The 12,255-nt window shown below is 69.8% G+C and carries 11 protein-coding genes; 7 read left to right on the plus strand and 4 right to left on the minus strand.

Features of this window, described 5'->3' with window-relative positions; genetic code table 11:
* The coding region (locus QK444_RS21755; protein WP_282783118.1) for an FAD-linked oxidase C-terminal domain-containing protein at positions 1 to 500 on the plus strand (500 nt) is incomplete at its 5' end.
* Positions 497 to 1,444: a YegS/Rv2252/BmrU family lipid kinase gene (locus QK444_RS21760; RefSeq protein ID WP_282783120.1), complete on the plus strand. Its 948-nt coding sequence runs from the start codon at positions 497 to 499 to the stop codon at positions 1,442 to 1,444. The genes QK444_RS21755 and QK444_RS21760, both read left to right, overlap by 4 nt.
* Before the next feature lie 90 nt (positions 1,445 to 1,534).
* Here the strand turns inward: QK444_RS21760 and QK444_RS21765 are convergent, their stop codons facing one another.
* From QK444_RS21765 to QK444_RS21780, 4 genes are all read right to left on the minus strand, one after another.
* On the minus strand, positions 1,535 to 2,356 hold the full coding sequence (locus QK444_RS21765) for a PaaX family transcriptional regulator C-terminal domain-containing protein (RefSeq protein WP_282783135.1): 822 nt from the start codon (positions 2,354 to 2,356) through the stop codon (positions 1,535 to 1,537).
* A 295-nt stretch (positions 2,357 to 2,651) separates the two neighbouring features.
* The gene (locus QK444_RS21770) at positions 2,652 to 3,863 is read right to left on the minus strand and encodes a saccharopine dehydrogenase NADP-binding domain-containing protein (RefSeq protein ID WP_282783122.1); all 1,212 of its coding nucleotides are present in this window, start codon (positions 3,861 to 3,863) and stop codon (positions 2,652 to 2,654) included.
* A gap of 8 nt (positions 3,864 to 3,871) precedes the next feature.
* Positions 3,872 to 4,888 (minus strand): CocE/NonD family hydrolase, encoded by a 1,017-nt coding sequence (locus QK444_RS21775; protein ID WP_282783124.1) that lies wholly within the window; start codon positions 4,886 to 4,888, stop codon positions 3,872 to 3,874.
* A 149-nt stretch (positions 4,889 to 5,037) separates the two neighbouring features.
* The gene (locus QK444_RS21780; RefSeq protein ID WP_282783126.1) at positions 5,038 to 5,709 is read right to left on the minus strand and encodes an AAA family ATPase; all 672 of its coding nucleotides are present in this window, start codon (positions 5,707 to 5,709) and stop codon (positions 5,038 to 5,040) included.
* A gap of 187 nt (positions 5,710 to 5,896) precedes the next feature.
* On the opposite strand from QK444_RS21780, the gene QK444_RS21785 reads away from it, so the two are divergent.
* The 5 genes from QK444_RS21785 (at position 5,897) to ndk (ending at position 12,141) form a co-directional block, all read left to right on the plus strand.
* A complete protein-coding gene (locus tag QK444_RS21785; RefSeq protein WP_282783129.1) occupies positions 5,897 to 6,862 on the plus strand; it encodes an NAD(P)/FAD-dependent oxidoreductase in 966 nt (321 codons plus the stop codon).
* Between the two features lie 210 nt (positions 6,863 to 7,072).
* The gene (locus QK444_RS21790) at positions 7,073 to 9,763 is read left to right on the plus strand and encodes a valine--tRNA ligase (RefSeq protein ID WP_282783132.1); all 2,691 of its coding nucleotides are present in this window, start codon (positions 7,073 to 7,075) and stop codon (positions 9,761 to 9,763) included.
* A 71-nt stretch (positions 9,764 to 9,834) separates the two neighbouring features.
* Positions 9,835 to 11,199, plus strand: a complete 1,365-nt coding sequence (locus tag QK444_RS21795; RefSeq protein ID WP_282783138.1) for a folylpolyglutamate synthase/dihydrofolate synthase family protein — start codon at positions 9,835 to 9,837, stop codon at positions 11,197 to 11,199.
* Positions 11,200 to 11,334: 135 nt separating this feature from the next.
* On the plus strand, positions 11,335 to 11,676 hold the full coding sequence (locus QK444_RS21800) for a DUF4233 domain-containing protein (RefSeq protein ID WP_282783140.1): 342 nt from the start codon (positions 11,335 to 11,337) through the stop codon (positions 11,674 to 11,676).
* A gap of 48 nt (positions 11,677 to 11,724) precedes the next feature.
* On the plus strand, positions 11,725 to 12,141 hold the full coding sequence (gene ndk / locus QK444_RS21805; protein ID WP_282783133.1) for a nucleoside-diphosphate kinase: 417 nt from the start codon (positions 11,725 to 11,727) through the stop codon (positions 12,139 to 12,141).
* The last annotated feature ends 114 nt before the right edge of the window (positions 12,142 to 12,255 follow it).

Here is a 12,255-nt window from a genome sequence, read left to right on the forward strand (position 1 = left end):
CCGCCGGTGGCACCGCGCTCGGGGAGCGGCCCGCCGCCGAATGGGAGCACGGCCGCTTCTCGGCCCCCTACCTGCGCGACGCCCTGCTCGATGTCGGCATCCTCTGCGAGACCCTGGAGACCGCCACCAGCTGGTCCAACCTCGCCGAACTCAAGGCGAAGGTCACCGCCGCGCTGACCGATTCGCTCACCGCGCAGGGCACCCCGGCCCTGGTCATGTGCCATATTTCGCACACCTACCCGACCGGGGCCTCGCTGTACTTCACCGTCATCGCCAAACAGGCCGACGACCCGCTCGCCCAGTGGGCGGCGGCCAAGCGGGCCGCCGGGGACGCCATCGTGGCCGCCGGGGGCACCATCACCCACCATCACGCCGTGGGTGCGGACCACCGCCCCTGGATGACCGACGAGATCGGCGACCTCGGCGTGCGGGTGCTGCGCGCGGTGAAACAGGCCGTTGACCCGTCCGGAATCCTCAACCCTGGGAAGCTGATTCCGTGAAAGAGATCCACTCGGTCGCCCTGGTGACCAATCCGATGTCCGGGCACGGCCGCGGCCTGGAGGTCGGAGCCGCCGCCGTTGCCCGCTTCACCACCCACGGCGTGCGGGTGCGGGAACTGTGCGGTGACTCCGCCGCAGACACCACCCGGCTGGTCCGTGCCGCCCTCGACGATCCGGATCACCGTCCCGACGTAGTGGTGAGCGCGGGCGGCGACGGCCTGACCTGCGTTGTGCTGCAAGCGCTCGCGGGGACCGGGATACCGCTGGGCCTGGTGCCCGGCGGCACCGGCAACGACCTCGCACGGCAGCTCGAGATCCCCGACGACACCGATGCCGCCGTGGACGTGGTGCTGGCAGGGAAGACCCGTGACGTCGATCTGGGCACCGTCGACACCGCGGCCACCGCGGCCACCGCGGGCGAGTCCGGGCCGTTCTGGTTCGCCACGGTCACCGGTACCGGACTGGACGCGCGGGTCACCCTGCGCGCCAACGACCTGCGCTGGCCCAACGGACCGGCCCGCTACACGGTGGCGGCGCTGATCGAGCTGTTCCACGGGCTCGCGGTGCCGTACCGCATCGAGTTGAGTGGCTCCCCCGACCATCCGGACGGGACCGCGGTCATCGACACCGACGCCATCATGGTCGCGGTCGGCAATACCAAGACCTACGGCGGCGGCATGCTGATCTGCCCCGACGCCGTGCTCGACGACGGACTGCTCGACCTCACCGTGGTGGGGGCCATGTCGCGGCTCCAGATGCTGCGGATGCTCCCGGCCCTGTCTTCGGGCAAGCGCATCGACCATCCGGCGGTCAGCCAGTACCGCGCCGCCACCATCACCCTGACCGCTCCGGGTGCCCCCGCGACAGCCGATGGGGAACCCGCGGGCATGCTGCCGGCCACCTTCCGCGCCCGGCCCGGCGCGCAGGCGATCCTGGTTCCGTAGCCGTAGCCGTAGCCGTAGCCGTAGCCACGGACGGAGACCGAGCAGCAGCTGACACCGCGGAGGCGGCGATGCGGTGGCGGGTCCGCGACGTCAGCGCCGCGGTGCCGTCGCCGCGACCTCGCCGACCACCTCCGAGTACCAGCGGAACAGGCGAATCTCCTGCGCTGGTTCGGCTTTCAGCAGTTCCGCCCAGCACGCGGCCGTGCTGGCGCGGGCGGCCGTGCCGATCCACGGCTGCGGCAGCAACTGCGGGGGCAGCAGCGGATCGGGCTCCACCGCGCGGGTGAACTCCGCGGCCAGGGTCACGGCGATGGTGAGCCGCCGGGTGTGCGCGGCGGTGCGCAACTCGGCCAGGAACCCCTCGGCGGCGGCGAGCAGACGGCGATGGCCGTCGGCGATGCGGTCCAACGGCCACAGCCGGGCGGCGAGTGCGCGCGGCTCGTGCACGCCGCCCACCCGCAGATCCGTACTGGTCGCGGTCGTGATGTTGCCGGTGACCCCGAGGCCGTCCGCGGCGGCGTGCAGGCGGTCCTCCCACGGGTTGGCCGAGACGTACAGCCCGCCCTGGATCGGCGCGCCACCCAGTCCCACGATGGTGTCCCGCATGGCATCGCGGGCGTGGCGGGCCGACTCCGGAACGGCGAACGCGGCCAGATGCCATACCCCGTCCCAGGACACCTGCCCGCGGTCCTGCGCGTACATGAAGCGGATGAACTCCAGATCGGGTTCGATAGCGGCGCGGGTGGTCGCGGTGGCGTGCAGCACCGCCTTGCGCCCGCGCCCCTCCTGGACGAACTTCCCGTCGGCGGCCAGCCGTTTGATACAGAGCCGGACCTGCTGGTCGGTCATGCCGAGGGCATTGGCGACGTCGTACAGCTCCCCGGCGTCGATGGTCGCGTCCGCGCGGATCATGCTCTCGACGAGCGTGCGCGTGGAGACATCCGGTTCGTGCGGAGCGGCCACTGGGTCACCTCCTGATCGGTGCGGCGCTCGGTCCTGTCGCGTGCGCTCGCCGATTCCGGCGATGCGCTTTCCCATTCCGGCGGTGCGCTCTGCCATCCTGGCGGTGCGCACCTACACGCTGGCGATGTGCTCGGCCATCCTACGGTCGGCGCGGTTCCGATCGTTGATCGCGGTGGGCTTTCCGTTCTCGTGTTCGACCCGGCACCGCGGTGTTTCCGAGTCGTGGTCGAGTGATCGGGGTGCGCTATCCGGCCTCGCATTCGACCCGGTACAGCGGTGCGTCCGAGTCGCGGTCCAGCACCCGGTCCAGGTCGGCGAAGAAGCGCACCGGGTCGATGATGGTCTCCGGCGGATGCACGCCGGGGCGCAGCGCGGAACCATCGACGAGCTGGGACATGCCCAGCGCCAAGGGGATTCCCGTGGCGCGCGCCATATCACCGAGCAGCCCGCGCGCCGGATCCGTCGGGGGCGGTGACGTGTTCAGATAGGCCAGCACCGTCCGCTCGCGTCCGTGCGCGCGCCCGGTGACGGCGGCGAAGAACGACGGCAAGGTGCCGGGTCCCTTGGTGCGCAGGGCGATCGGCACCGACCGCAGCAGCCGCGACAGTGTGGGCTCGGCCAAGGCGAGCGCGGCGGTGTCGTTGGTGAGTCTGCCGCCGTCGATATCACGGCGCAGCACCTCGAGATAGGCGAGCGTCCACGGCGTGACGACCATGAGCGTGGCCGCGTCACCGCTGGCGTTCAGACTGTGCCGCAGGGTGATCGGCTCCGGATGGCCGACGGTGTAGGCGGTGCCGCGCCGTCCGCCGGGCAGCCGCAGGGCGGTGGCGGCGAGCGGTCGCCGATCGGTGAGCCGTCCGGCCTCGACCACCCGGATCGTGCCGCTGCTCTGCTGCATCCAGTGCACGGCGGCCGCCGCCGGGCTGCCGCCCGGGGGCAGCAGCAGATCCTTGTCCTCGGCATCCATGTCCACCGGCCACGCGGTGTACACATCCCGCACGGTCTCCAGCTCGGTGGCGGCGACGGCGGCGAGCAGATTGCTCATTCCCGGGCTCGCACCCATGCCGATGATCGCGCACACCCCCTGGTCGCGGGCCTCGTGATCGAGTTCGAGCAGGCGCTCCGTCGGCTCCCAGTCATCGCAGATGTCGAGATAGTGGGTGCCGGTGGCAATGGCCGCGCGCAATACGGCGGGTCCGAAACGGTAGTACGGGCCAACGGTATTGAGCACCACGTCGGCAGCGGACAGGGCGCGCCGCAGCCGTTCGTCGTCGGTGACGTCCACCTCGATCGCCCGTATCGACATGGGCGCGTGGGCGAGACGGTTCGCCAGCCGCCGGGCGGCGGCGAGATCGCGATCGGCGATGACGATCTCGTCGATATCGGGCAGGGTGACCGCGGTGTGTACGGCGGCGGCGCCCATGGCACCGGGGCCGCCGAGGGCCAGAACTCGCATGGGAACTCCTATTCCGCCTGCGACACATAGCGTCGCAGATCCTCGAGATAGCCGGGCGCGTACAGGGCGCGCGGCGCGAAAACGGCCACCAGGAAGGCGCGGATCCCCTGCTCGTGGTCCAGCTTCGCGACGGCGATGCTGTGCGAGGCGTCCGGATACTTCCGGACGGTCAGCCGCTGGGGCGGCAGCGATTCGCGATAGACGCGTTCGGTTTCGGCGACGTCGACGTTCAGGTCCTCCATGCCCAGCACGAGCAGCACGGGTACCCGGATCAGCGGCAGCGTCGGGGCGGCGTCCGACCGGTAGTTCTCGACGACGAAGCGCCATCGGTCGGCCGACATCGGCGACTCGTCGACGCCGGAGGCCACATACCGCTCGTGGGAGGCGTTCTCGCGCAACAGTCGCCGTATCTCGTCGCGTCGCCGGTGCGCCCGCGCGATCTCGTCGTCGGACGCGCCGCGGTAGCGCAGTTCGGCGTCGAGGTTGTAGGCGCCCTGCCGCAGCCAGTCGATCGCGACCCCCACCGCGATGACGAAGCGCAGCTCGGGGTGCCGGACGGCCACCTCGGGCAGCACCCACCCGGCCTGGCTGATGCCCCACAGTCCGGTCCGCAGCGGATCGAGGTCACCGCGCTGCCGAGCCCAGGTGAGCGCCGCCTCGGTCTCGACCGCCCGGTCGTGCATGCTCTGCTCCAGCCAATTGCCCGGCGCGCCATCGACTCCCGGCTTGTTCCAGGACAGCGACGCATAGCCCGCGCGGGCGAAGGACTCCCAGATGGGGCGGTAGAAGCCGTCTCGATCGGCGGTGGCGGGGCCGTCGCCGTGGACGAAAACGACCAGACCATACGGCGTTTCGCCGTGTTCGGGCAGCGCCAGGGTGGCCTGGAGCGGATGTGCCGCGCCGGGAATGGTCACCCGCTCCTCGCGGAAGGCGAAGTCGTGCCGGTAAACGATCCACGCACCCGCCGCCGCGATCAGCGTCAGCACGCAGCCGAATGCGATGACGGCCCGCCGTGTCCTGCTCACCACGCCTCCCGTTGACGATCCAAGTAGATACTAACGACTATAGAACGATCGTAGAGAGAATGATAGATATGGTCGCCGGACAGCAGAGTGCCCCCGGACTTGCCGGGGGCACTCGACGAAGTGATCGATCGGGTCGGGCGGCGGTCGGGTCAGGCGGCGAAGGAGACCTCACGCAGTTCGGTCACCGTCCGGCGATCGAGGATCACCACCGAGGCGGGCTCGGGTCGCGGTTTCGTTCCGGCGGCGACGGCGTCCACCAGTCGTCGCCACTTCGCGCAGTGCATGCGGAAGCTCAGGCCGCTCACCTCGCGACCGCGCGAGACCTGCCCCGCCAGAGCCTGTTCCGCGGGGGCGTCGATCATGATCATGTGCACCTGCCGCCCCGCGGCGCGGGCCCAGAGCGCCACCAGGTGGCGCACCCACTGCCGGGTGCCGCAGTCGTGAATGACCACCGGACCGTCCGCCCGGTGCAGTGCGGCGCGAATCCGAAGATAGTGCGTGACGTGCACGATCGGCAGCCACAGCGGGTAGGGGACGGCACCCAGATATTGCTGCCACCAGTTGCGGGCGTGCTGGGAGTCCAGCAGTACCGTGCCGTCCGGTCCGGCGGCGGGGCGGACGGCATCGCTGGAGCAGCCGAACAGTCTGCGTAGCGCGGTGCTCTTGCCCGCGCCCGGAACCCCCGTGACGATGACGGCCGCCGTTGCGGGGTAACGCAATTCGCGAATCGGATGGCCGCGTAGGTCGTGCACCTCGAACGGGGCCATGCTGCGCGGATCGGGGGAGAGGTGTAGCGGACCGGATTCGAGCGGGGGGTTCACCCCTCCCAGAATCCGTGCTCGTTCCCCGTTCGGCAACCGGGAAAACCCTGAGTTCCGGCACCGGATCTCCTGGGAGGCAGGCACTTCGGGCGACGCGCCGGGGGTGACACACTGGCTACCGTCCGGTGGCGTCCCGGAATCGGCAAAATAGTTTGCCGTTCTCGCCGTATGGCAGCACAGTGGAAGCATGAGCGAAACAAATTACGACGTGCTGGTCATCGGCGGCGGCGCGGCGGGCCTGTCCGCTGCCCTGCTCCTCGCCCGATCGCGCCGCCGGGTGGCCGTGATCGACGCGGGCGCACCCCGCAACGCCCCCGCCGCCCACATGCACGGCTACCTCTCCCGTGACGGCATGAACCCCCTGGAACTGCTCACCGCCGGCCGTGCCGAGGTGGCCGGATACGGCGGCGAACTCATCGACGACCGCGTGGTCGCGGCCACGCGCACCGGGACGGCGGACGGAGCCGGTGGCGATGCTGATCGTGCCCCAGCTCCCGGATTCGAGGTGCGGCTGGCGAGCGGTCGCACCCTGCGTGCCCGCCGGCTGCTGGTGGCGTCCGGTCTGCGCGATGAGCTGCCGCCGCTGCCCGGTCTGCGGGAACGGTGGGGCAGGGATGTCCTGCACTGTCCGTATTGCCACGGCCACGAGGTGGCCGATCAGCCGATCGGGCTGCTCGGCTCCGCGGAGTCCGGGCCCGCCTCGCGCTCGGTGCACCTGGCGCTCGCACTGCCGCAGTGGTCACGGGACCTGGTGTTCTTCCCGCACACCTTCGAGCTCTTCGACGCCGACCGCGCCCGTATCACGGCGCGCGGGGTGCGCATCGTGGACGGCAAGGTGTCGGGTATCACCGTCACCGACGACGCGCTGCGCGCGGTGGAACTCGCGGACGGCACCTCCGTGGCCCGCGCGGCGCTGTTCGTGGTGGCCGACATGATTCCGGACAACACCGTGCTGGACGCCCTGGGCTGTGAGCTGACCGACAGTGGTTACGTCCGCGCCGACGCCAACGGCCGGACCAGCGTGCCCGGGGTGTTCGCGGCGGGCAATGTGGCCGATCCCCGCCTCCAGGTGATCTCCGCCGCCGGTGCCGCCGCGGCCGTGGCCATCGCCGTCAACACCGATCTGGTGGAGGAGGACTGTGCTGTCCGGTGAGCCGGGAAATCCGCCCCGGATGCAACGTGGATGCAACGAAAGTTGGCCTAGCCTGGGCGATTCGGTCAAAACCTGAGAATTGCTTATGGATTCGGGAGAGCGGCTCGATTCGCCGGTAGTCTTGCTGACGAGGGCGGGGCTTTCGGTGTCCCTCATCCGCCGAAAGCCCCGCTCTTCGGCTATCTCGAGGTCCTTCTTTAGAATCGCACGGTGACCAGCACAGCCTCTGAGAACTCGCGTAATCGTGCCGATGCCCTCCCCAAGAGCTGGAACCCCGGCGAAGTGGAGGCCGAGCTGTACGAGCGCTGGGTAGCCGCTGGTTACTTCACCGCCGACGCGAGCAGCGACAAGCCGCCGTACTCGATCGTTCTGCCGCCCCCCAATGTCACCGGCTCCCTGCACATGGGCCACGCCCTCGACCACACCCTCATGGATACCCTCACCCGCCGCAAGCGCATGCAGGGCTACGAGGTGCTGTGGCTGCCGGGCATGGACCACGCGGGCATCGCCACCCAGAGCGTGGTGGAGAAGCAGCTCGCGGCGGACGGGAAGACCAAGGAGGACTTCGGCCGCGAGCTGTTCGTCGACAAGGTCTGGGACTGGAAGCGCGAATCGGGCGGCCAGATCCAGGGCCAGATGCGCCGCCTCGGCGACGGCGTGGACTGGAGCCGCGACCGCTTCACCATGGACGAGGGCCTGTCCCGCGCCGTGCAGACCATCTTCAAGCGGCTCTACGACGCCGGCCTCATCTACCGCGCCGAACGGCTGGTCAACTGGTCGCCGGTGCTGAAGACCGGCATCTCCGACCTCGAGGTCGACTACAAGGACGTGGAGGGCGAGCTCGTCTCGCTGCGCTACGGCTCGCTGAACGACGACGAGCCGCACGTGATCGTGGCCACCACCCGCGTCGAGACCATGCTCGGCGACACCGCGGTGGCGGTGCACCCGGACGACGAGCGGTACGCGGCGCTGGTCGGCACCACGCTGTACCACCCGATCACCGGCCGTCAGATCCCGATCGTGGCCGACGACTACGTCGATCCCGAATTCGGCTCCGGTGCGGTGAAGATCACCCCCGCGCACGACCCCAACGACTTCGAGCTGGGTCTGCGCCACAACCTGCCCATGCCGACCATCATGGACGAGACCGGCAAGATCGCCGGAAGCGGAACCGAATTCGACGGCATGGACCGCTTCGAGGCCCGGCGCAAGATCCGCGAGCGCCTGGAGGCCGAGGGCCGCGTGGTCGCCCGCAAGTTCCCGTACGTGCACAGCGTCGGCCACTCCGAGCGCTCCGGCGAACCCATCGAACCGCGGCTGTCCATGCAGTGGTGGGTCAAGGTGGAATCCCTCGCCAAGGCCGCCGGTGACGCCGTGCGCGCGGGCGACGTGAAGATCCACCCCGCCAGCCAGGAGCCGCGCTGGTTCGAATGGGTCGACAATATGCACGACTGGTGCATCTCGCGGCAGCTGTGGTGGGGGCACCGCATTCCGATCTGGTACGGCCCCGAGGGCGAGATCGTGTGCGTCGGCCCCGACGAGCAGGCCCCCGAGGGCTACGTGCAGGACCCCGATGTGCTCGACACCTGGTTCTCCTCGGGCCTGTGGCCGTTCTCCACCATGGGCTGGCCCGACGCCACCCCGGAACTCGGAAAGTTCTATCCCACCAGCGTTCTCGTCACCGGTTACGACATCCTGTTCTTCTGGGTGGCCCGGATGATGATGTTCGGCATGTTCGTCTCCGACGATCCGGCGCTCACGGCGGGCAAGGGCGCGCAGAAGCAGGTGCCGTTCCAGGATGTGTTCCTGCACGGCCTGATTCGCGACGAACACGGCAAGAAGATGTCCAAGTCGCGCGGCAACGGCATCGACCCGCTGGACTGGATCAGCGAATACGGCGCGGACGCGACCCGCTTCACCCTCGCCCGCGGCGCACAGCCCGGCAGCGACCTGTCCATCGGCACATCGCACGTGATGGCCTCGCGCAGCTTCGTCACCAAGCTGTTCAATGCCACCAAGTTCGCGCTCATGAACGGCGCGGCACCGGGCGAGCTGCCCGCCCGCGACACCCTCACCGACGCCGACCGCTGGATCCTGGACCGGCTCGAAGCCGTTCGCGCCCAGACCGATACGGCGCTGGACCGCTACGAGTTCAGCAAGGCCCTCGAAGGGCTGTACCACTTCGCCTGGGACGAGCTGTGCGACTGGTACCTGGAGCTGGCCAAGGTGCAGTTCGCCGCGTCCGAGGAGCGCGCCGCCAGCACCCGCGTCGTGCTCGGCAATGTGCTGGATTCGGTGCTGCGCCTGCTGCATCCGGCGATTCCGTTCGTCACCGAGGCGCTGTGGCGGGCGCTCACCGACGGTGAATCCCTGGTGATCGCGCGGTGGCCCGAGACCTCCGGCGTGCCCGCCGACGCGGTGTCGGATCGCCGCATCGCCGACGCCCAGCGCCTCATCACCGAGATCCGCCGCTTCCGCAGCGATCAGGGGCTCACCGACAAGCAGAAGGTGGCCGCGAAGCTCATCGGCATCGAGGCCGCCGACCTCACCGGGCAGCTCGCCGAGATCGCCGCGCTCGCCCGGCTCACCGAGGCGGGCGAGGATTTCGCCGCCACCGCCGCACTCGAGGTGCGCCTCACCGATGCCACCGTGACCGTGGAGATCGACACCTCCGGCACCGTCGACCTCGACGCCGAACGCCGCCGCCTGGAGAAGGACCTCGCCGCCGCCCAGAAGGAACTGGCGGGCACCACCGCCAAACTCGGCAACGAGGGCTTCCTCGCCAAGGCGCCCGAGGATGTGGTCGCCAAGATCCGGGGGCGTCGGGAACTGGCCGCCTCCGAGGTCGAGCGCATCGGCGCGCGGCTGGCGGAGATCGCGAAGCTGGCGGAGCGCCAGTGAACGACGAGCCGGAGCGTCGGTACGCGGAGGAGCCGTTGACGGGCGGCACCTCCCCGGTCGACCTCGCCGAAATGGCCTTGGTCGAAGCCGAACTGGACCAGCGCTGGCCGGAAACCAAGATCGAGCCGTCGCTCGCGCGCATCTCGACGCTCATGGATCTGCTGGGTTCGCCGCAGCAGGGCTACCCGGCCATCCACATCGCCGGGACCAACGGCAAGACGTCGGTCACCCGCTTGATCGACGCCCTGCTCACCGCCCTGCACCGGCGTACCGGGCGGATCACCAGCCCGCACCTGCAACTGGCCACCGAGCGCATCGCCATCGACAATGCGCCCATCACCCCCGGGCGCTATGTCGAGACCTTCCGGGAGATCCAGCCCTACGTCGAGATGATCGACGCGCGGTCCACGGCGGCGGGCGGTCCGGCCATGAGCAAGTTCGAGGTGCTCACCGGCATGGCCTACGCGGCCTTCGCCGAGGCGCCCGTGGACGTGGCCGTGGTCGAGACCGGGATGGGCGGACGCTGGGACGCCACCAATGTGGTCGACGGACAGGTCGCTGTGATCACCCCGATCGGGTTGGACCACACCGAGTATCTGGGTCCGGACCTCACCTCCATCGCGGGGGAGAAGGCCGGGATCATCAAGAAGGCTCCCGACGACGAACTGGTGCCGCGCGACACCGTGGCCGTCATCGCACAGCAGGAGCCCGAGGTCATGGAGGTGCTGCTGCGCCGGGCCGTGGAGGTCGACGCCGCCGTGGCACGCGAGGGCTCGGAGTTCCGGGTGCTGTCGCGGGCGGTGGCCATCGGCGGGCAGATGCTGGAACTCCAGGGTCTGGGCGGGGTGTACGACGAGATCTTCCTGCCGCTGCACGGTGAGCATCAGGCCCGCAATGCCGTGCTGGCACTGGCCGCCGTCGAGGCGTTCTTCGGCGCGGGCGCGCAGAAGCAGCTCGATATCGATGCCGTCCGTGCGGGATTCGCGGCGGCCGCGAGTCCGGGGCGGATGGAGCGCATGCGCAGCGCGCCGACCATCTTCATCGACGCCGCGCACAATCCGGCGGGGGCGCGGGCCTTGGCGGCGACCCTGACCGAGGAATTCGATTTCCGCAAACTGGTCGGCGTGATCGCGGTCCTGGGGGACAAGGACGCCGGTGGCATCCTCGACGCCCTGGAGCCGATCTTCGACACCGTCGTGGTCACCCAGAACGGTTCGCCGCGCGCCCTGCCCGTCGACGATCTGGCCAACCTGGCCGTGCAGCGCTTCGGTGACGAACGCGTCGCGGTCGCCCACGAGCTGGCCGATGCCATCGAAACCGCCATCGCCCTCGCCGAAGAGGGCGAGGATATGGTCTCGGGGGCGGGCATCGTCGTCACCGGTTCGGTCGTCACCGCCGGGGCGGCCCGCTCACTGTTCGGAAAGGACCCCGCGTGAATGGTCATGCTAGGAGGCGGCAGCGTGCGTGATCATGACGAGCCCCGGTCCGGCGGCGACGAGCCCGGCGCGAGCCCATCCGCCGATCCGGTGCCCGCGCCCGCCACCGATCCGTGGAAGGGCTTCCGGGGGGTGATGGCCGGATCGCTGATCCTGGAGGCCATCACCGTGCTGCTGGCGCTGCCGGTGGTGGCGGCGGTCGGCGGCGGGCTGGAGTGGTGGTCCACCGCCTACCTCGTGATCCTGGCCGCGGTGATGGTCGTCGGCTCCGGCTTGCAGCGGCGGCCCTGGGCCATCCCGTTCAATCTGGGCTTGCAGGTCTTCGTGATGGCGGGCACGTTCATCCACCTGTCCATCGGCATCATCGGCATCGTCTTCGCCGCGGTGTGGGTGTTCATCCTGGTGCTGCGCGCGGATGTGAAGAAGCGCATGGAGATGGGCCTGCTCCCGAGCCAGCGCACCGAGCATCAGGGCTGACGTCGCCGGATTCGGGAGTTCGCGCGCTCCCCGGTTACGCTGTGCGCCGTGACTGAGCAGACGTTGGTTCTCATCAAGCCGGACGGCGTGGCCCGTGGCCTGATCGGTGAGATCATCACCCGTATCGAGCGCAAGGGTCTGAAGATCGCCGCGCTGAAGCTTGTGAACGTCTCCGAGGAGCTGGCGGGCGAGCACTACGCCGAGCACAAGGAGAAGCCGTTCTTCGGTTCCCTGATCGAGTTCATCACCTCCGGCCCCGTGGTCGCGGCGATCCTCGAGGGTCCGCGCGCCATCACCGCCTTCCGCCAGGTCGCGGGCGGCACCGACCCGGTCGAGAAGGCCGTCCCCGGCAGCATCCGCGGCGACTACGCCCTGGAAACCCAGTTCAACCTCGTCCACGGCTCCGACTCGCCCGAGTCCGCCAAGCGCGAGATCTCCCTCTGGTTCCCCGAAACCGCCAACTGACACAGCGCCCGTTCGCATCGGCCGCGCCATCGCCCACCCCCCGGTGCCCACCCTCCCGCGCACCGGGGCACCCCCTGCTGCCTGCGTAAACCCCCACCGCCCGAGTAAACCCCG

It is taken from the genome of Nocardia sp. CC201C, assembly GCF_030010695.1.
GTDB lineage: Bacteria > Actinomycetota > Actinomycetes > Mycobacteriales > Mycobacteriaceae > Nocardia > Nocardia otitidiscaviarum.

Bases quoted from the DNA above. Each gene is read 5' to 3' on its own strand.
- QK444_RS21765 (WP_282783135.1), bottom strand. From the start codon at position 2,356: ATGATCCGCGCGGACGCGACCATCGACGCCGGGGAGCTGTACGACGTC.
- QK444_RS21770 (WP_282783122.1), bottom strand. From the start codon at position 3,863: ATGCGAGTTCTGGCCCTCGGCGGCCCCGGTGCCATGGGCGCCGCCGCC.
- QK444_RS21785 (WP_282783129.1), top strand. From the start codon at position 5,897: ATGAGCGAAACAAATTACGACGTGCTGGTCATCGGCGGCGGCGCGGCG.
- QK444_RS21795 (WP_282783138.1), top strand. From the start codon at position 9,835: ATGGCCTTGGTCGAAGCCGAACTGGACCAGCGCTGGCCGGAAACCAAG.
- QK444_RS21800 (WP_282783140.1), top strand. From the start codon at position 11,335: ATGGCCGGATCGCTGATCCTGGAGGCCATCACCGTGCTGCTGGCGCTG.